The 19,375-nt window shown below is 70.9% G+C and carries 13 protein-coding genes; 10 read left to right on the top strand and 3 right to left on the bottom strand.

Annotated features, from left to right (window positions below):
- Nucleotides 1–23: 23 nt before the first annotated feature.
- The 3 genes from MHY30_RS09050 (at nucleotide 24) to MHY30_RS09040 (ending at nucleotide 5,182) form a co-directional block, all read left to right on the top strand.
- A complete protein-coding gene (locus tag MHY30_RS09050) occupies nucleotides 24–1,322 on the top strand; it encodes a GNAT family N-acetyltransferase (RefSeq protein ID WP_239276559.1) in 1,299 nt (432 codons plus the stop codon).
- Between the two features lie 129 nt (nucleotides 1,323–1,451).
- Nucleotides 1,452–3,881 (top strand): bifunctional lysylphosphatidylglycerol flippase/synthetase MprF, encoded by a 2,430-nt coding sequence (locus MHY30_RS15350; protein WP_239276558.1) that lies wholly within the window; start codon nucleotides 1,452–1,454, stop codon nucleotides 3,879–3,881.
- Entirely contained in the window at nucleotides 3,878–5,182 is a 1,305-nt protein-coding gene (locus MHY30_RS09040; protein ID WP_239276557.1) for an esterase family protein, read from the top strand. Before MHY30_RS15350 ends, MHY30_RS09040 begins: the two co-directional genes overlap by 4 nt.
- A 53-nt stretch (nucleotides 5,183–5,235) precedes the next feature.
- On the opposite strand, the gene MHY30_RS09035 is transcribed toward MHY30_RS09040, so the two are convergent.
- The gene (locus MHY30_RS09035) at nucleotides 5,236–8,937 is read right to left on the bottom strand and encodes a multifunctional oxoglutarate decarboxylase/oxoglutarate dehydrogenase thiamine pyrophosphate-binding subunit/dihydrolipoyllysine-residue succinyltransferase subunit (RefSeq protein WP_239276583.1); all 3,702 of its coding nucleotides are present in this window, start codon (nucleotides 8,935–8,937) and stop codon (nucleotides 5,236–5,238) included.
- Between the two features lie 141 nt (nucleotides 8,938–9,078).
- On the opposite strand from MHY30_RS09035, the gene MHY30_RS09030 reads away from it, so the two are divergent.
- Nucleotides 9,079–10,533: a GuaB1 family IMP dehydrogenase-related protein gene (locus MHY30_RS09030; protein ID WP_239276582.1), complete on the top strand. Its 1,455-nt coding sequence runs from the start codon at nucleotides 9,079–9,081 to the stop codon at nucleotides 10,531–10,533.
- Here MHY30_RS09030 and MHY30_RS09025 read toward each other — a convergent pair.
- Complete coding sequence (locus MHY30_RS09025) at nucleotides 10,523–11,497, bottom strand: glycoside hydrolase family 76 protein (RefSeq protein ID WP_239276556.1); 975 nt, start codon at nucleotides 11,495–11,497, stop codon at nucleotides 10,523–10,525. The two genes, MHY30_RS09030 and MHY30_RS09025, sit on opposite strands and share 11 nt — an antisense overlap.
- A gap of 151 nt (nucleotides 11,498–11,648) precedes the next feature.
- Here MHY30_RS09025 and MHY30_RS09020 point away from each other — a divergent pair, with 151 nt between their 5' ends.
- Both MHY30_RS09020 and MHY30_RS09015 read left to right on the top strand, forming a co-directional pair.
- The gene (locus MHY30_RS09020; protein ID WP_239276581.1) at nucleotides 11,649–12,992 is read left to right on the top strand and encodes a hemolysin family protein; all 1,344 of its coding nucleotides are present in this window, start codon (nucleotides 11,649–11,651) and stop codon (nucleotides 12,990–12,992) included.
- Nucleotides 12,989–14,050 carry a hemolysin family protein gene (locus MHY30_RS09015; RefSeq protein ID WP_239276555.1) on the top strand — a complete coding sequence of 354 codons (1,062 nt, stop codon included), beginning with the start codon at nucleotides 12,989–12,991 and terminating at the stop codon, nucleotides 14,048–14,050. The genes MHY30_RS09020 and MHY30_RS09015 overlap by 4 nt, the downstream gene beginning before the upstream one ends.
- 42 nt (nucleotides 14,051–14,092) lie before the next feature.
- Here the strand turns inward: MHY30_RS09015 and MHY30_RS09010 are convergent, their stop codons facing one another.
- Nucleotides 14,093–15,151, bottom strand: a complete 1,059-nt coding sequence (locus tag MHY30_RS09010; RefSeq protein WP_239276554.1) for an NADH:flavin oxidoreductase/NADH oxidase — start codon at nucleotides 15,149–15,151, stop codon at nucleotides 14,093–14,095.
- 29 nt (nucleotides 15,152–15,180) lie between these two features.
- On the opposite strand from MHY30_RS09010, the gene MHY30_RS09005 reads away from it, so the two are divergent.
- The 4 genes from MHY30_RS09005 to MHY30_RS08990 all read left to right on the top strand — a co-directional run bounded on the left by MHY30_RS09005 (nucleotide 15,181) and on the right by MHY30_RS08990 (nucleotide 19,354).
- Nucleotides 15,181–16,032, top strand: coding sequence for an ADP/ATP-dependent (S)-NAD(P)H-hydrate dehydratase (locus tag MHY30_RS09005; RefSeq protein ID WP_239276553.1), 852 nt, complete (start codon nucleotides 15,181–15,183; stop codon nucleotides 16,030–16,032).
- Between the two features lie 112 nt (nucleotides 16,033–16,144).
- Nucleotides 16,145–17,449 carry a glycosyltransferase family 87 protein gene (locus tag MHY30_RS09000; RefSeq protein ID WP_239276552.1) on the top strand — a complete coding sequence of 435 codons (1,305 nt, stop codon included), beginning with the start codon at nucleotides 16,145–16,147 and terminating at the stop codon, nucleotides 17,447–17,449.
- Between the two features lie 9 nt (nucleotides 17,450–17,458).
- A complete protein-coding gene (locus MHY30_RS08995; protein WP_239276551.1) occupies nucleotides 17,459–17,782 on the top strand; it encodes a thiamine-binding protein in 324 nt (107 codons plus the stop codon).
- A gap of 324 nt (nucleotides 17,783–18,106) precedes the next feature.
- The gene (locus tag MHY30_RS08990; protein WP_275438266.1) at nucleotides 18,107–19,354 is read left to right on the top strand and encodes an MFS transporter; all 1,248 of its coding nucleotides are present in this window, start codon (nucleotides 18,107–18,109) and stop codon (nucleotides 19,352–19,354) included.
- Nucleotides 19,355–19,375 lie beyond the last annotated feature (21 nt).

Below are 19,375 nucleotides of genomic sequence, written 5' to 3'. Positions count from 1 at the left end.
GGGAGCCTCCGTAGGCTGAGGCCATGGGTACCTCTTCGACCTCGCACTTCCCGCTCGACCCCGCATCGGCGTCCGCTCTCGCGGCCACCGGCCTGGAGTACGCGCTCGTCGATCCCGACGGCGACGGATTCGACCCGTTCCTTCGGTCGGTCGCGCGAGGATTCCTCGATGAAGAGCCGTCAGCGGACCAGGTCGAGAGTGCACGCGAGTCCCTGCGCGCGCGTCGCCTGACGGGTGTCTTCGATCGCGCGGGCGTCGCCCCCGACGCGCCGGTGGCGACCGTGGACTCGTGGTCCAGCGAGCTCACGGTGTCGCCGGGCCGGTCGTTGCCCCTGTGGGCCATCAGCGCCGTCACCGTTGCTCCCACCCACCGACGCCGGGGCATCGCGACCGCGCTGCTGACGGGAGAGCTGCGCACGGCGGCGTCTGCCGGTTACGCGCTCGCGGGTCTCACGGTGACGGAGGCCACGATCTACGGCCGGTGGGGCTTCTCGCCCGCCGCGTGGGCGTCCGATGTCGTGGTCGACACGCGTCGCGCGCGCTGGACCGGGCCGCAGGCGCCGGGGCGCCTGGACTTCGTCTCTCCCGCGAGCCTTCCCGAACGGCTCTCGGAGGTGCACGAACGGATCCGTGTCCGCCGGCCCGGGGCCGTCCCCGGCTGGGAAGGGCGCTGGCGCGGCCTCGCCGGGCTCCTGCCCGATGCGAAGGACGGCAAGAAGGTCCGCGCCGTGGCCTATCGCGACACGAACGGCGTCGAACGCGGCATCCTCGTCTACACGCTGGAAGAGGGGGAGCAGTATGTCGCGCACGAGCTGCAGGTGCGCGCGCTCTTCGCCGACGGCGACGAGGCGCTCGCCGCGTTGTGGCGCTTCGCGCTTGAGCACGACCTCGTGGGGCGCGTGAAGGCGGAGCTGCAGCCGGCGGTGCCGCCCGTGCAGTGGATGGTCGCGGACCGGCGGGCGGTGGCCGCCACCCTCACCGACCACCATTGGCTGCGCGTGCTCGATGTGCCCGGCGCCTTGGCATCCCGCGAGTACTCGGCGCCGCTCGACGTGGTCATCGGCGTCGACGATCCCCTCGGATTCGCGGACGGCGTGTGGTCGCTCCGCATCGGTGAGGACCGAACGGCCGTCGTGGAGCGCACGGATGCCGAGCCCGAGGTGCGCATGAGCGTCAACGCGCTGGCGTCCCTGTTGCTCGGCGGGGTGCGCGCCACCGAACTCGCGGTGGCCGGTCTGATCGCGGGGGAGCCGGCGACGCTCGGCGCGATCGACGGTGCCTTCGCGCCGGCCGCCGCGCCGCTGCTGGACATCTGGTATTGAGTGCTGCCGCATAGGGTCGCCTCGTAGCATCCCGCCGTGTCCGATGTGTCCGCCGTCCTTGACTCTCCGCGGCACGCGAGGCGTGTGCGGGAACGGGCCCGGGTTCTCGCGCGGGCAACGCAGCAATTCGTGACGAGGCATCCGGTCACGGTGGCGTTCGTCGTGATGATCGTCTCGGCGGCTGCTTTGACCGGCAGCCTGTGGGGGGCGGATGCCTCGAGCTGGGGCGCGGGCCCGCTCGCGACGTTCGCGGCGGGTCGTTGGTGGACGGTGGTCTCGGCGCTGGTGATCCCCGACTCTCCGACCGACACCGTCATCTCGGTGGTGTTGGCGATGACGGTGCTGGCGTACGCGGAACGCCTCCTCGGCTCGCGTCGGGTCGCACTCCTGCTCGCGGCCGTGGGGATCGCGGGGCTCATGACAGGAATCGGTCTTCATGCTCTCGCGTGGACGGTGACCGATCTGCGGCCGGTGGTCGCCGCCGAGGTGCCGGTGCTCGACCCGACGACCGCGATCGCGGGGGTCGTCATGGCCGCATCCGCGTACGCCTCGACGCTGTGGCGGCGGCGCATGCGCCTGGTCGGGTTCGCCGCCCTGGGGTTGTTCGCGCTGTACGCCGGCGACGCCGACTCCTGGTACCGCGTGAGTGCCGCGGTCATCGGACTCGCCGTCGGCGAGCGACTGGCCCGTGGGCGCGAGCGCAGGACCTGGCATCGCAGCTCCACGCGGGAGACGCGCACCCTCCTGGCGTTGCTGGTGGCGGTGGTGGGGAGCGGACCGCTCGTCGCCCTCATCAGCGGGGGTGGGCGCGGCCCTTTGTCCCTCGTGGTCGACGCGTACACGCAGTACGACGACGAGCTGATCGAGCGCTGCAACCGGGTGTCGGCCGCCGTGTGCGACGAGCAGCTGGCGTTGCTGATGACGCGCGGACTCGGGCCCGCCCTGCTGGCGGTGACGCCGCTGATCCTCATGCTCGTGGCGGCGTGGGGTCTCCGGCTCGGACGCCGCGCGGCGCTGATCCTGGCCGTCCTCACCCTCGTGGCATCCGCCGTCATCCCCCTCCTCTCGCTCGTGGACGGACGTCTGCGCATCACGCCGTGGGTGGACGGCAGCGGCGCCGAGTACGTCCTGTGGGCGGTGGCGACCGTCGCGATCCCCGTGACGCTGGCCATGGTCCTGTTCGTCGCGCGGGGTCGGTTCCCCGTCCGGGCTACCCGGCGCGCCGCCGCGACGGTCACCGGGGTGGTCGGGGTCGCGTTCCTGACGTGCGCGTCGACCTTCTTCGCGATCGAGGCGCTCGGGCGTCGGTCCTTCGACCGAGACCCGTCGGTGCTCGACCTCGTCCTCCTCACGCTCCGGCGGTTCCTCCCGCCGTCATACACGAATCCCGTCGGTGCCGCGACCTTCCCACACCACGGTCCGGCGCTGTTCGCGTACCAGTGGGTGGGGGTGGTGTTCTGGGCCGTCGTGATCGCCGCGCTCCTGTGGCTCTTCCGCCGCGTGCAGCGTCCCGATGCCGGTGACGGTCGTCTGTACCGCGAGCTGCTGGAGCGGGGGAGCGACACCCTCGGATTCCTCGGCACGTGGGCGGGGAACCGGCACTGGTACTCCGACGACCGTGCATGCGCCGTCGCCTACCGACTCGTGGGCGATGTGGCCCTCGCCATCGCCGACCCGCTGGCCCCGAAGGATCGGCGTGGCGAGACGCTCCGGTCGTTCTCGGACTTCTGCGTCGAGCACGGCTGGATCCCCGCCTTCTACAGCGTGCACGACGACACCGTCGCCGACCTCTCGGCACTGGGGTGGCGGCACATCCCCGTCGGCGTGGAGACGGTGATGGATCTGCCGGGGCTGACCTTCGCGGGGAAAGCGTGGCAGAAGGTGCGCCAACCACTTGTTCGCGCCGAGCGTGAGGGCTACACGGCCGTGTGGACCCACTGGCACGAGCTCACCGTCACACAGGCATCGCAGGTCGTCGCCATCGACGAGGAGTGGGTCGCGGACCGCGCGCTCCCCGAGATGGGTTTCACCCTCGGGTCTCTCGCCGAACTGAACGACCGCGACGTGCGTCTGCTGTTGGCGGTCGGCCCGGACGGTCGGATCGAAGCCGTCACGAGTTGGATGCCGAGCTGGACGGCGGGCTCCCTCACCGGGTGGACGCTCGATTTCATGCGACGCCGCAGCGACGGCCCCAACGGGATGATGGAGTTCCTGATCGCCAAGGCCGCGTTGCAGCTGCAAGACGAGGGTGCGGCGGTGCTGAGCCTGTCCGGCGCTCCTCTCGCCGAAGCACCGGACACCCCGGCCGATGAGGACCCGGCGCCGCTGCGCGCGCTGCTGCGGTGGTTGGCGGACGTGCTGGAGCCGGCGTACGGCTTCGCCTCACTGTTCCGCTTCAAGGGCAAATTCCGTCCGCGCTACCGCGGACTCTCCCTCGCGTACCGTGACCCCCTGCACCTGCCGGCCATCGGTGCCGCCGTGGGACGGGCCTACCTCCCCGACGCCTCCCGGCGCGAGATCGTAGCCCTGGCCAGAACCGCGTGGGAGGGCCGACGGTGAACCGTTTCGTGCTGTCGTTCGAGCTCATCGACTCGCCACTGCTCGGTGTGTGCGTCGTCGTCGCGGTTCTCGGCGTCGTGGCGGTGCTCGTGTGGGCGCCGCGTCGGCCGGTTCGCACGCTCGTCGTCGGGGTGGCGGCCGGCGTGAGCCTGTACGTCGTCGCTGTGGTGCTCGAGCCTTTGGGCGTGTTCGAGGGGCCGCTGCCCTGGGGCGCTGCCCTCTGGGGTGCCGGCGGTGTCGCTGCGGCAACGGTAGGGGCCGTGGGCGTGTGCCGTCCTCCGTGGGGGCGCCGGCTCATCGGCGCGGCGACCGTGGTGGCCGCGCTGCTCGCCGGGGCGCTCGGGGTGAACGCGTCGTACGGGGTGACGCACACCCTCGCGGCCATCCTCGGGGTGCAAGCGCTCGATCCGGCCACGCTGCCCCCACAGGACGACGTGGCCGATTCGGATCCGGCTCTGCTGTATCAGCGGTGGCAGCCGCCGGCCGGGATGCCGAGCCGGGGGACGGTGAGCGCGCTCACCGGGGACACGCGCATCCCCACCGGCTCGTTCGCCGCGAGGGACGCTTCGCTGTACCTGCCGCCGGCGGCTCTCGTGCCGAATCCGCCGGCTCTGCCCCTCCTGGTGTTCATGATGGGGCAGCCGGGCTCGCCGGACCCCACCGCGCTGGCGAAGTCGCTCGACGCCTTTGCGGCCGCGAACCACGGGCTCGCCCCGATCGCGATCGTCGTCGATCAACTCTCCGCGCCGGAGAAGGACCCCGTGTGCGTCGATTCTGCGCTGTACGGGGCCGTCTCGACCTACGTCACGCAGTTGGTGCCGCAGTGGGCAGCGCACCACCTCAACGTGACGCAGGACCACCGGTTCTGGACGATCGGCGGGTTCTCCAACGGGGGCGCGTGCGCGGCTCTCTACGGTGCACAGCATCCGACCGTGTGGGGACAGATCCTGGACGTCTCGGGCAACGAGTTCCCCGGGTCGGAGCACGTCGATGAGACCGTGAAGGACGTCTACGGAGGGGATGCCACGGCTTTCGCCGCGGCCAAGCCCGCGTCGGTCATGGCCGCCGCCCCGCCGGGTACCTACGCGGGTCACACGGCGATCTTCACGTGGGGTGGGGAGGACACCACGTACGGTCCGGGTCAGCAGTCGAACGCGACGGCGGCGCAGGCCGCCGGATTCACGACGCTGACGCACGTCGTCGACGGAACCGGCCACACGGGTGAGGCGCTCGATGGAGGCCTGACGTTCGGGATCGCCGCCCTGGGCCCGGTTCTCGGCCTCGCGCCCCCGGCATCCTGAACCCAGGAACGACGAGGGGCCCGGTCGGTGACCGGGCCCCTCGTCTTCGTCGATCAGCCGGCGAGCGCCGCCTTCATGATCTCGGCGTGCTCGGTGGCGTGCACCTTGGGCGAACCCGTCGCCGTGGAAGCGGCGGCTGCGCGCGAGATGACCCGGATGCCGCGTCCGTCGAGCTTGTCCGCCAGCTCGAGGGCGACGAAAGGCCAGGCGCCCTGGTTCTCGGGCTCGTCCTGCACCCACACCAGCTCGGCGTTGGGGTACTGCGCGAGGACGGCGTTCAGCTCGTCGACCGGAGCCGGGTAGTACTGCTCCAGACGCACCAGGGCGATCTCGGGGTGGGGGTTCTTGTCGAGCTCCGCCCGAAGGTCCCAATGGATCTTTCCGGCGTGCAGGAGAACGCGCGTGACGGCGCCGCGGTCGATGCCGCGATCGTCGTCGAGCACGGGCTCGAAACGACCCTCGAGGAAGTCCTCGACGGGGCTGGTCGCACCGCGCAGACGCAGCATCGCCTTCGGGGTGAAGACGACGAGCGGGCGGCGCGGACGCTGGTAGGCCTGACGACGCAGCAGGTGGAAGTAGGACGCGGGTGTCGAGGGACGCGCCACGATCATGTTGTCCTGTGCGCACATCTGCAGGTAGCGCTCGATGCGTGCAGACGAGTGGTCGGGGCCCTGACCTTCGTAGCCGTGGGGGAGCAGCAGAACGACGCTCGACTGCTGCGCCCACTTCTGGTCGGCCGACGAGATGAACTCGTCCACGACGGACTGCGCGCCGTTGGCGAAGTCGCCGAACTGCGCCTCCCACAGGACGAGGGCGTCCGCCCGCTCGACCGAGTAGCCGTACTCGAACGCCATGGCGGCGTACTCGCTGAGCAGCGAGTCGTAGATCCAGAAGCGGCCCTGGTTCTCGCTGAGGTTGGCCAGCGGCAGCCATTCCTGCCCGTTGTTGCGGTCGTGGAGCACCGCGTGACGCTGCACGAACGTGCCGCGGCGCGAGTCCTGGCCGGCCAGACGCACGGGCGTGCCCTCCATCAGGACCGAACCGAAAGCGAGGAGTTCGCCGAAGGCCCAGTCGATGTTGCCGTTGCGGCTCATGTCGAGACGCTTATCGAGCAGCTGCTGGAGCTTGTTGTGCACCGTGAAGCCGTCGGGCTTGTTCACGAACGCGTCGCCGATGTGATGCACCACCTCGCGCGACACTCCCGTGGTCTCGGGTGCGCCCACGACGACGTCGTCGGCCGCGTCGGTGGAGACGACCGGCGTCGAGCCGGTCTCGGCGGCGTGCGTGTCGGCGAACGCGACCTCGAGGCGATTCTGGAAGTCCTGCTTCGCCTGCTCGTACTCGTCTTCGGTGATGTCTCCGCGGCCGACGAGCGACTCGGTGTACAGGCGCCGCACCGAGCGCTTCGCCTCGATGAGGTTGGTCATCAGCGGCTGCGTCATCGACGGGTCGTCGCCCTCGTTGTGACCGCGACGGCGGTAGCAGACGAGGTCGATCACGATGTCGCGGTGGAATTCCTCGCGGTAGAGGAATGCCAGATCCGCGGCGCGGACGACGGCTTCGGGGTCGTCGCCGTTGACGTGCAGGATCGGGGCCTGGATCGTCTTGGCGACGTCGGTGGCGTACACCGAGGTGCGCGCGTCGGTCGGGGTGGTGGTGAAACCGACCTGGTTGTTGACCACGACGTGGATCGTGCCGCCGGTCCGGTAGCCGCGCAGCTGCGACATCTGCAGCGTCTCGACGACCACGCCCTGACCGGCGAAGGCCGCGTCGCCGTGCACGAGAATCGGGAGCCACGAGAAGGTGCCGATGGGCTTGCGATCCTGCTTCGCACGGACGATGCCCTCGAGCACACCGTCGACGGTCTCCAGGTGCGACGGGTTCGCGGCGAGGTACACCGGCAGTTCGTCGCCCGAGTCGCCCACGAAGGTTCCCTCGGTGCCGAGGTGGTACTTCACGTCGCCCGAACCGCGCTTGCTTCCCACGGCGACAGCGCCTTCGAACTCGCGGAACACCTGGCCGTAGGTCTTCCCGGCGATGTTCGTCAGCACGTTGAGGCGCCCACGGTGGGCCATACCGATCGCGGCGCCGTCGAGTCCGGCGGAGGCGGCACCCTGGAGGATCTGGTCGAGCAGCGGGATGAGCGACTCGCCGCCCTCGAGGCTGAAGCGCTTCTGTCCGACGAACTTCGTCTGAAGGAAGGTCTCGAACGCCTCGGCCTGGTTGAGCTTCGACAGGATGCGCAGCTGCTCGTCGTGGCCGGGCTTGGTGTACTTGACCTCGACGTTGCGCTGGAACCACTGACGCTGCGCGGGGTCTTGGATGTGCATGTACTCGACGCCGAGCGTGCGGCAGTACGAGTCGCGCAGCACTCCGAGGATGTCGCGGAGCTTGGCGACGCGCTTGGCGCCCAGGCCGCCCGTGACGAACTCGCGGTCGAGGTCCCAGAAGGTCAGACCGTGGGACTCGATCTCGAGGTCGGGGTGGGTGCGCTGAACGTACTCGAGCGGGTCGATGTCGGCCATGAGGTGGCCGCGCACGCGGAACGAGTTGATGAGCTCCTGCACGCGGGCGCTCTTGTCGATGCGCTCCGAGACGTCGACGCTGATGTCGGCGGCCCAATGGATCGGGGCGTAGGGGATGCGAAGGGCGGCGAAGATGTCGTCGTAGAAGCCGCGCTGGCCGATGAGCAGCTCGTGCACCTTCTTGAGGAATTCACCCGACCCGGCGCCTTGGATGACGCGGTGGTCGTACGTGCTGGTGAGCGTGATCGTCTTGCCGATCGCGAGCTCGTTGAGCGTCTTCTCGCTCGCGCCCTGGAACTCCGCGGGGTACTCCAGTGCACCGGCGCCGATGATGGCACCCTGACCGCGCATGAGACGGGGGACCGAGTGGACGGTGCCGATGCCGCCGGGGTTGGTCAGCGAGATCGTGGTGCCCTGGAAGTCGCCGGGCGTGAGCTTGTTCGACCGTGCACGGCGGACGAGGTCTTCGTACGAGGCGAGGAACTCCCCGAACGTCAGAGTGTCGGCGCGCTTGATGCTGGGCACGAGGAGGGCGCGGGACCCGTCGGGCTTGGGCATGTCGATCGCGATGCCCAGGTTGACGTGTGCGGGGGCCACCACCGAGGGCTTGCCGTCGATCTCGGCGTAGTAGACGTTCTGGCTCGGGAACTCCTTCAGCGCCTGGATGAGCGCCCAGCCGATGAGGTGCGTGAAGCTGACCTTGCCGCCGCGCGTGCGGGACATGTGGTTGTTGATGACGATGCGGTTGTCGATCATGAGCTTGGCCGGGATCGTCCGCACGCTCGTCGCGGTAGGCACCGTCAGCGAGTCGTCCATGTTGCTCGCGAGCGCCTTCGGCATGCCCTTGAGGACGGTGACCCGGTCTTCTTCCGTGCTCTCGGCGCTGGCCGAGGGCACCGCGTTCGGGGCCTGCGCGGGGATCGGCTGCGGCGCGGCGGGCTTCGCTGTCGTGCGGGCGACCGGGGCCTGACCGACGACCGGGATCGGTGCGGTCACGGGCTTGGGCTCGGACGCCGTGGTCGCAGACGCGGACTGCGGCTCGGACGGCGGAGCCGCGGCGCCGGCGGATCCGTCGACGACCGGGTGGTACGCCTCCAGAATCGGCCACCAGGCCTTGTCTACGGAGTGCTTGTCGGCCTTGAACTGTTCGTAGAGCTCGTCTACGAGCCACTCGTTCGCGCCGAACTCGCCCTCGCTCGAAGTACCGACGCCCGTCACCTGGCTCGACACAGTCGATCGCCTGCTTTCCTCGATGAAGATTCGTGTGGATGCACGCAGACCGTCTTCGTTGCGCACTCTCTCCAGCCTAGCCGAGGATCCTGGGCACACTCCGGGGTCTTGCCATCCGGCGGATGTGGTGGAGTGGATGCCATGGAGTTCTCCGGTGCACAGCCCGATGTCGATCTGACCTACTCCGACGTCTTCCTGGTTCCGCGTCATTCCGATGTGGGGAGCCGCCTGAGCGTCGACCTCGCCCCCGGCGACGGAAGCGGGGCCACGCTGCCGCTGGTGTCGGCCAACATGAACTCCGTCACCGGCCCGCGCCTGGCCGCGACCCTGGCGCGCCGCGGGGGCCTCGGCGTCCTTCCGCAGGACATGCCGTTGCCGAACCTGGTGGAGGCGGTGCGGTGGGTCAAGTCGCAGCCGGTCGCGTGGGATGCGGCGTTGGTGTTTCCCCCGTCGGCGACCGTGGCCGATGCCCGGCTGGTCCTGCCCGCGGTGTCCGGGCGGGGGATCGTCGTCGCCGAGCAGCGCGAAGACGGCACGGTCGCTCTCGACGGATACCGCGGCATCGTGCCTGCGCCGCGCCTGGCCACCGCGCTCCCGGATGCCACCCTGGGCGACATCGCCCGCGCCGACGCTCCCCTGGTAGAGGTCGAGCGCATCGGTGACCCGCACGAGGTGTTCGAGCTCGTGGGGTCTGCCGACATCGTGGCGGTGGTCGACGGCGACCGCATCGTCGGCAGTCTGTCCGCCCGGAGCGCGCTGCGCGACTCGGTGTACCGGCCGGGTGTCGACGCGGACGGCCGACTCATCGTCGCCGCCGCCGTCGGCATCAACGGGGATGTCGCGGGGAAGGCGCGCGCGCTCGCCGCTGCCGGTGTCGACGTTCTCGTGGTCGACACCGCGCACGGCCACCAGGAGCAGATGCTGCGCGCCCTGCGTGAAGTGGCAGGGCTCGGTCTCGGCATCCCGATCGCCGCTGGCAACATCGTCACCGCTGAAGGCGCGCGCGATCTCACGGCGGCGGGTGCCTCGATCCTCAAGGTGGGGGTGGGCCCCGGTGCCATGTGCACCACGCGCATGATGACCGCGGTCGGGCGGCCGCAGTTCTCCGCCGTGCTCGAGACCGCCGAAGCAGCTCGCGCGGCGGGGGCCCACGTGTGGGCGGACGGTGGCGTGCGATACCCGCGCGACGTTGCGCTCGCGCTCGCCGCCGGCGCGGCATCCGTGATGGTCGGGTCGTGGTTCGCCGGAACGATCGAGTCGCCCGGGCTGCTGCGCGCCGACGACAGTGGTCGGATCTACAAGGAGTCGTGGGGGATGGCCTCGACCAAGGCGGTGCAGGGACGGTTCCAGGGGCTGGACGCGTTCGAGCGGGCCCGCAAGGAGCTCTTCGCCGAGGGCATTTCGTCCTCGCGCATCTACTTGGACCCGCAGCGTCCCGGCATCGAGGATCTGCTCGACATGATCACCTCGGGTGTCCGGTCCTCCTTCACCTACGCGGGGGCGGCGACCGTGGCGCAGTTCCACGAGCGCGCGCGCGTCGGCCTGCAGTCGGCCGCCGGATACGAGGAGGGGAAGGCGCTGCCGGTCAGCTGGTGAGGGCTCGTGTCGCCTCGACGTCGGCCTCGAGCGTGATCCACGCGCCCAGCTGCACCGACAGATCGAGGTCGTCCCCGTCGTCCCGCGCCGTGCGGCGGGGGTCCGCCGGGAAGCGCCCGCCGCGCGCGCCCGCCCACAGCGCGTCGGCGTTCTGACGGATCAGCTGCGCCGCGCGGGCGGCATCCTCGCGGGGAAGCAGGCGCGCCGCCACCGCGAGGTAGCGTGCCAGGATGCCGGCGAACAGCCCTCCGTCCCCGCCCCCTGCCGCGGGGAACAGGCCATCGTCGGCGGAGCACCAACGGTCGACGGCGCGAACGACGGCCGCCGCGCGGTCCCCGTCGCCGAGCGAGAGCGCGGCCCCGATCGCCACCCCCTGGTTGTAGGTCCACAGCTCGTGACGAACGGCACCCTCCTCGATCCCATCGCGGATGAGGCCGGTGGCGGGGTCGTCGAGCGTCGCGGCCATCCACCGGTTGAGCTGCTCCGCGCGGGGGCGATGGCGGCTGGGCGCCAGCACCATCGCGGCGGGACCGTTCGCCGGAGCGTTGAAGAGGGCGCTGCCGACGCGCCACGGCAGAGCTCCGACGCCCGGGTCGATCGCGCGTTCCAGGATCCGCGCGATCCGAGCGCGCGCCCGACCGCGGGGGCGCACCTCCGCGAGCGCGAGGGCCATCCACGCGATGTCGTCGTAGAACGGCGTGACCCAGCTTCCCGCGGTACGGACGGTGACTCCGCGCAGCACCTCTCCGATGAGTCGTCGTCGCCCGCGCTCGGGGCGATGATGCTCCGCCTCTCCGAGGGCGTGGATCAGATGCGCGTGCCACCAGTAGTGCCAGGTGCGAGCGCCCTCGCCGCCCGTGGCCGCGTGCGCCCACGCGACCGGACCGTAGCGGCGGAGGTAGCTCGTGCGCACCGCGGCCTCCGCGGCCGCCGCCCGCTGTTGCGCCGAGGCGATGGCATCCATCTCTCCATCCTGGGGGAGGGGGATCGGATGCCGACATGCCGGCGACGGTGTCGGCATCCTGCCCTAGAATCGGGGGCACGATGGACGACCCTCCCAGTTGTAGACCCAAGCCCCGACGCCCCTTTGCCGCCGTGAGCGGGGGTGACGCGTGATGGACTACGTCATGCTGGGCGTGGGGCTGCTTCTCACGGTGGGGACCGGATTGTTCGTCGCCAGCGAGTTCGCGCTGGTCAACCTCGACCGGGCCGACCTGGAATCCCGGCGGGCGGCCGGCGAATCGCGGCTGTCGCTGACCATTGACGCGCTGCGCATCACCTCGACGCACCTCTCCAGCGCGCAGCTGGGCATCACGCTGACGACGCTCCTCACCGGTTACACGATGGAGCCGGCGATCTCGAATCTCCTGCGCCCGGTGTTCCTGAGCTGGTCGCTGCCGGAGGCGATCGTCGCGCCCGTCGCGGCCGTCGTCGGTATCGGCGTCGCGACGGTGCTGTCGATGATCCTCGGTGAACTGGTCCCGAAGAACTTCGCCCTGGCGATCCCGCGCCAGACCGCCAAGCTCGTCATGCCCTTCCAGGTGGCGTTCACCGCGGTCTTCCGCCCCGCGGTCGCCGTTCTCAACGGCAGTGCGAACGGTGTCCTCCGGGCGATGGGCGTCGAGCCGAAGGAGGAGCTCTCCGGGGCGCGCACCGCGGAAGAGCTGTCGAGCCTTGTTCGGCGGTCGGCCAGCGCCGGCATGCTCGAGGAAGACACCGCCTCCCTCCTCGACCGCAGTCTCACGTTCGCCCGGCTGAGCGCCGCCGACGTCATGACCCCGCGCCCGAGCGTGCACGCGCTCGCCGCGGGCGAGTCCACCGACGCGGTCATTCAGCTCGCACGTCGCACCGGCCACAGCCGTTTCCCGGTCTACGACGACTCGATGGACGACATCGTCGGCGTCGTCCATTTGAAGGCGGCCGTCGCGGTCCCGCGCGACCGACGCGCCGACGTCCCGGTCGCGGCGCTGGCCACCGAGCCGCTGCGCGTTCCCGAGACGGTTCACCTGGACACCCTCGTCGCGGAGCTCCGCTCGCGCGGCTACCAGATGGCGATTGTCGTCGACGAGTACGGGGGCACCGCGGGCGTCGTGACGCTCGAGGACCTCGTGGAAGAGATCGTCGGCGAGGTGCTCGACGAACACGATCGCTCCCGGGCGGGCGTCGTGCGCACCGCGGCATCCCTGACCTTCCCGGGCGACCTTCGTCCCGATGAGCTCCTCGACCGCGCCGGGGTGCGTGTGCCCGAGGGCGAGGTCTACGACACCGTGGGAGGCTTCCTCATGGCGGCGCTGGAACGGATCCCCGCGGTGGGGGATGAGGTCGCCATCGAGGACGGCGTGCTCACCGTGCACCGCATGGACGGACGCCGGGTCGACCGGGTGCAGTTCACGCCCTCCCCGGTCGAGGAGGGGGTCGACGACCTCGTGCGGGCGGCCCGAGGGGGTGACCAGCGATGAGCGATTGGGCGGGAATCGCGTGGCTGGTCGTGCTGCTGGTCGCCAATGCCTTCTTCGTCGGGTCGGAGTTCGCCGTCATCTCGGCGCGACGCTCGCAGATCGAGCCCCTGGCCGAGCGCGGCTCGCGGGCGGCGAAGACGGCGCTGTACGCGATGGAGCACGCCACGCTCATGCTCGCGACGTGCCAGCTCGGCATCACGATCTGCTCGCTGCTGATCCTCAACGTCTCCGAGCCGGCGATCCATCACCTGATCGCCGAGCCGCTCGGACTCACCGGTCTGTCCGAGACGGTGGTCGACGTCGTCGGGTTCGCGGTGGCCCTGCTGCTGGTGTCGTACCTGCACGTGGTCTTCGGCGAGATGGTTCCCAAGAACCTCGCGTTCTCGCTGCCCGACCGCGCGGTGCTGATGCTCGCACCGCCGCTCGTGGCGGTGTCGAAGGCGTTCTACCCGATCATCGTCGCGCTGAACTGGATCGCCAACCACGTGGTGCGCCTGTTCCGTGTCGAGCCGAAGGACGAGGCCACCTCCACCTACACGCTCGACGAGGTGGCGACCATCGTCAACCAGTCCCGCCGCGAGGGCGTGCTCGACGACGTCGCCGGAACCGTGACGGCGGTGGTCGAGTTCACCGAGAAGAAGGCCGCCGACATCGCCGTGCCGGTGGCCGACCTCGTGACCCTCCCCGAGACGACGACGCCCGCCGAGATCGAGCGTGCCGTGGCGGTCCACGGCTACTCCCGGTACGTGATCGTCGACGGGCACGGACACCCGACCGGCTACGTCCACCTCAAGGATGTGCTCCGCGTCGCCGACGGACCCGACGACGCCGCCGACATGGCCCGCCCCATTCCGAGCAAGCGCATTCACCACATGGTGTCCGTGCGCGAATCGACCGACCTCGAGGACGCTCTCGCGCTCATGCGGCGCTCCGGCCGTCACCTCGCGCAGGTGCGCGACGACGCGGGAGAGGTGCGGGCGGTGCTGTTCCTGGAGGACGTCATCGAAGAGCTCGTGGGCGAAGTGCAGGATGCCACGGCGCGCCGCCGCTTCGCCTGACGGCCGCGCCGCCGAGGGTGCTCCCCTCGGCGGCGGCGTCCGTCAGTAGGCGCGCGCGTACTGCGGGGGAGCGGGGACGGTGACGCCGAGCTCGACCGCGGCGCGCAATGCGTAGTGCGGATCGCGAAGCCACTCCCGCGCGGCGAGCACCGCGTCGGCGCGGCCCTCGGCGACGACCGCCTCGGCGAGCCGAGCGTCGTCGATCATGCCGACGGCGGCGACGGGGATGCCGGTCTCGCGCCGGACCGTCTCGGCCAACGGAACCTGGTACCCCGGGCTCGCCGAGATCTTCTGGTGCGGCACGAGCCCGCCGCTGGAGACGTCGATCAGATCGGCGCCCGCCGCCGCCACGCGCCTCGCGGCGCGGACGGTGTCGTCGATGTCCCACCCGCCGTCGGCGGCGTCGGTGCCGGAGAAGCGGACGAACACCGCGGCATCCGGGGCGGCGTCCCGCACCGCCGCGGTGACGCGCTCGAGCAGACGCACGCGCCCGTCGAACGACCCGCCGTACTCGTCGTCGCGGTGGTTGCTGAGCGGCGAGAGGAACTGGTGCAGGAGGTACCCGTGGGCGGCGTGCACCTCGAGGACCGCGAAGCCGGCCGCGACGGCGCGGCGGGCGGCATCCGCGAAGTCGTCGACGACCTTCTCGATGCCCGCGGCGTCGAGTGCGCGCGGCTCCGCGAAGCCGGGGTAGGCCACGGCGGAGGGGGCGACGGTGGTCCAGCCGCCATCCGCGATCGCGACCGAGCCGCGGCCGCCCGTCAGGGGCGACGTGGTCGACGCTTTGCGGCCCGCGTGGCCGAGCTGCACGCCGGCTACGGCGCCGCGCGCGCGGATGGCCGCGACCACGGGTGCCCAGGCCTCGAGCTGCGCGTCGTTCCACAGGCCCACGTCGTCCGGCGAGATGCGCCCCTCCGGCGAGACCGCGGTCGCCTCGGCGATGACGAGTCCCGCACCGCCCGCGGCGAACTGCGCGAGGTGCACGTGATGCCAGTCGTTCGGGATGCCGTCGACCGCGCTGTACTGGCACATCGGCGAGACCCAGAGGCGATTCCGCATCTCGATACCGCGGATCGTCAGGGGAGTGAAGAGGGTGCTCACAGAGGGCTCCTGCGTTCTAGGGTGACGCCATGACGGCGAAGGACTGGACCGGGCGCGATGCGGCCCGCACACTGCGGGAGCCAACCGCCGACGACGACAAGTATTCCCGCGGCGTCGTGGGCATGCGGACGGGGTCGGCACGCTACCCGGGCGCGGCGGTCCTCGGGGTCGAGGCGGCCTGGCGGACAGGGACCGGGATGGTCCGCTACATCGGTCCGTCCCGCGCGCAGGATCTCGTGCTGCAGCGGCGGCCCGAGACGGTGACCGCCGACGGTCGCGTGCAGGCGTGGGTCATCGGGTCGGGAACGGATGCCACGGAACGCGATGCGGCCGAGACCGCGGCGCTCCGCGGCATCCTGTTAGGGGATGTTCCCGTCGTCTCGGATGCGGGCGCGCTCGACCTGGTTCCGGCGGCTTCCGCCTCCGTGATCGTCACGCCCCACGCGCGCGAGCTCGCGCGGCTCCGCGAGACGCTCGAGCTCGCCCCCGAAACGCCGGAGGACCATGACGCGCGCGAGCGCATCGCCCGCGAGACGGCGGACCGTCTGGGCGGTGTGGTGCTGTCGAAGGGGGCAGTGACGATCGTCGCGGCCCCCGAGGGGTGGGCGCGACGGGTCGACACCGGTACGCCGTGGCTCGCGACCGCGGGAACCGGCGACGTCCTCGGCGGTGTGCTCGGTGCCCTCGTCGCCGCCGCCGGCGCGGAGGGGCGGACGTCGCTTCACGACCTCGCGGCCTGTGCCGCGACGGCTGCGTGGGTGCACGGGGCGGCGGGATCCGCCGCGGCCGCCGCGCACGGCGGATCCGGCGGCCCGATCACCGCGCTCGATGTCGCCGACGCCGTACCCGACGTTGTCGCGACGCTGCTCCACGGCAGGTGAGCGACTCGATCGCAGAACGGGTGACACCCGGTGCCTCCGCAGGCCGCGGTCGCGCGGTCATCGGCATCCGCGGGGGTCGGGGAGCCCGAGAGTGCCCGCTTAGGATGATCCGGTGGTGAGGCGTGTCGTCGTTCTGTTGCTGGCGTTCGTCGCCGTTCACGTCACCGTGGGGATCCTGGGCTATCAGCAGCCCAACGAACCCATGGGCGACGTGTATCTGGTGTACGAGCCGTGGTCGCGGTGCGCCCTCTTCGGCGGGGTGGACGTGTCCTCGTGCACGCGCTCGGTCGGCTGGGAGTGGCCGGGCATCACCGAGAAGTGGATCTACCCGCAGCTGGCCTTCCTGCCGATGACGTTCGCGTGGCTCTTCGCCTGGGCCATCACGTACACCCCGGCCTGGGCCGTCACGGTGTCGCTGGCCAACCTGGTCGCCTTCGTCGTCCTGGTCGGATCGGGCCGCTCCCGCGGTCGCGTCCTCGCGGCCTGGTTCTGGCTCGCCGGGATCCTGCTCATCGGCCCGGTCGGCATCTACCGCATCGACGGGATCACGGTGCCGTTCGCGATCCTCGGTGCGATCTGGCTCGTCCGGCGGCCGTTCGTGGCATCCGTTCTGCTGTCGATCGCAGTGTGGATGAAGGTGTGGCCCGCGGCGATTCTCGCCGCCGGTTTCGTGGCGATCCGCCGGCGGCTCGCGCTGGTATGGGGAGCGGTGGCGGTGTCGCTCGCGACGATCATTCCGGTCGTCGCGCTGGGCGGGGCTCCCTACGTCTTCGGGTTCGTCGGCGACCAGACCTCGCGAGGCATCCAGATGGAGGCGCCCGTCGGCGGCCTCTACATGTTCCTGGCCGCGTTCTACGTGCCCGGCTCCGAGGTCTACTACGACGGCGACGTGCTGACCTTCCAGGTCACCGGACCGGGTGCGGACGCCGTCATCGCCGCGATGACGCCCCTCATGCTGCTGGTGATGGTGGGCGTCGCACTCGTCGGCGCACGCAAGATGTGGCTCGGCGCGACGTTCCTCAGCCTGTTCCCGCCGCTGTCGCTCGCGCTGGTGACCGCCTTCATCGCGCTCAACAAGGTCGGCTCCCCGCAGTACTACGTGTGGCTCTTCCCGCCCGTCGTGCTCGGCCTCATGCTCGATCGCCGCCGCTGGTACGGCTTCGCCGCGCTGACACTCGCGATCGCCGGAGTGACGCAGTGGGTGTACCCGCTCGTCTACGACGGACTGATGGCTACGCACCCCGCGCCGTTCCCGGTCGTTCTGCTCGAACTGCGCAACCTCCTCGCTGTCGTGCTCATGGTGTGGGCGATCGTGCGTGTCGTGCGGGTCTCCACGCACCGGGTGGCGCGGCCGAAGGACCTGCGCGAATGGGTGCTCGGGCGCCACTCGGTTCCCTCGCGGGTGACGGCGACCTAGGCTCGGATCATGCTCATCGCCTTCTCGGTCGCCCCCTCCGGAGTTGGAACCGCCTCGGCGGAGAACGCGGACGGGTCGGTGCACGACGCCGTCGCGGCCGCGGTCGCCGTCGTCCGGGCCTCGGCATTGCCCCACCGCACCACCTCGATGTTCACCGAGATCGAGGGGGAGTGGGACGAGGTGTTCGATGTGGTCAAACGCGCCACCGATGCCGTGCTGCCCTACGGGTCGCGCGTATCGCTCGTGCTCAAGGCCGATATCCGGCCGGGGCGCACGGGAGAGATCGACGGGAAGATCGAGCGTCTCGAGCGCGCGATCGACGACGCGTCCTGAGGGAGACGGCGGCGCCCGGCATCCGCGTCGCCGCCCCGGCATCCGCGCTGGGCGCCTGGCATCCGCGCTGGGCGGCCTGGCATCCGGGCTGGGCGCCCCGGCATCCGCGCTGGGCGGCCTGGCATCCGCGCTGGGCGGCCTGGCATCCCGCATAAACGCGATCCACTCGCATAAACGCGCTCTCCCGCCGTTTCTGTGCGCGGATCGCGTTTATGCGGCCGAGAGGAGCCTCGACACGCGGGCCGCCGAATCGATTCGACAGCGCGCGCTGCGGGCCGCTAGCATCGGCGAGTGATCTCTTCGACGACCTCGAAGGGTGCGGCGATGCGGGCGCTCCTTTCTCTCGCCATCGGCAGTTTCGGCATCGGCATGACGGAGTTCGTCGTCATGGGGCTGCTGCCCAACATCGCGCGCGATCTCGCTCCCGCCGCGTGGGCGGCGTCACCTGACGACGCGATCGCGCAGGCGGGCTGGCTGGTGTCGCTGTACGCCCTGGGCGTCGTCGTGGGAGCCCCGACCATCGCCGGTTCGGTCGCGCGGTTCCCGCGGCACCGCGTCATGATCGTCCTCGCCGCCGCGCTGACGTTCTTCACGCTGCTGACCGTCATCGCTCCCACGTTCGAGCTGGTCGCGGCATCCCGGTTCCTGGCGGGACTCCCGCACGGCGCGTACTTCGGCATCGGTGCTCTTGTCGCCGCCGACGCCCTCGGCCCCGGAAATCGCGCGAAGGGCGTCGCCTTCGTCCTGACGGGCCTCACGATCGCGAACGTCGTCGGTGTCCCGCTCGGAACACTGCTCGGGCAGCAGGTGGGCTGGCGCGCCGCGTTCGCCGTCGTCGCCGGGATCTTCCTGCTCGCGACCGTGAGCATCGCGTTCTTCGTCCCCGCCCACCCCGGGATGCCGGGACGCCGGCTGCGCGATGAGCTGCGCGTCTTCCGCCTGGGCCAGGTGTGGTTCGCGCTCGGCATCGGCGCGATCGGATTCGGCGGTTTCTTCGCGATGTACAGCTACATCGCCCCCATGATCACCGACGTCGCGGGTCAGCCCGAGTGGGTCGTGTCGCTCGTGCTCGTGCTCGTGGGCATCGGGATGACGGTCGGCAACGTGGTCGGCGGCACGTTGGCCGACAAAGACCTGCGCTTCTGGCTGCGGGTCGGGCTGATCGCCCTCGCTCTGGCATCCGTCGGTCTCGCCCTCGCCGCCGGCTGGATCGTCAGCCTCGCGTTCTTCGCGTTCCTCGTGGCGTTCTGCGGAGCGGCCCTGAGCCCGGCGATCCAAACGCGGCTCATGGATGTGGCCGAAGACAACCAGTCGATCGCCGCCGCCCTCAACCACTCCGCTCTGAACATCGGCAACAGCCTGGGGGCGTTCCTCGGTGGTCTCGTGATCGCTGCGGGTCTCGGGCTGGTCGCTCCCGCCTGGGTGGGCGCGGTGCTGGCGCTCGCGGGACTCGTCGTGGCGATCGTCTCCTACCGCGTCGAGGACCGCACCGGCCGCCACCCGGCCCACCGGATGCCGGCATCCGAGGCCGCGCGCACGGCGATCACGGGCTCGATCCCCACGCAGGGCTGAGTCCCGCCGCCGCTGCGGGAA

This window comes from Microbacterium sp. ACRRU, from assembly GCF_022346945.1.
In the GTDB taxonomy this organism is placed as follows: Bacteria; Actinomycetota; Actinomycetes; order Actinomycetales; family Microbacteriaceae; genus Microbacterium; species Microbacterium mcarthurae.
The sequence above is the reverse complement of the archived record's forward strand: the minus strand, read 5'-3'. Positions and strand labels throughout refer to the sequence as shown.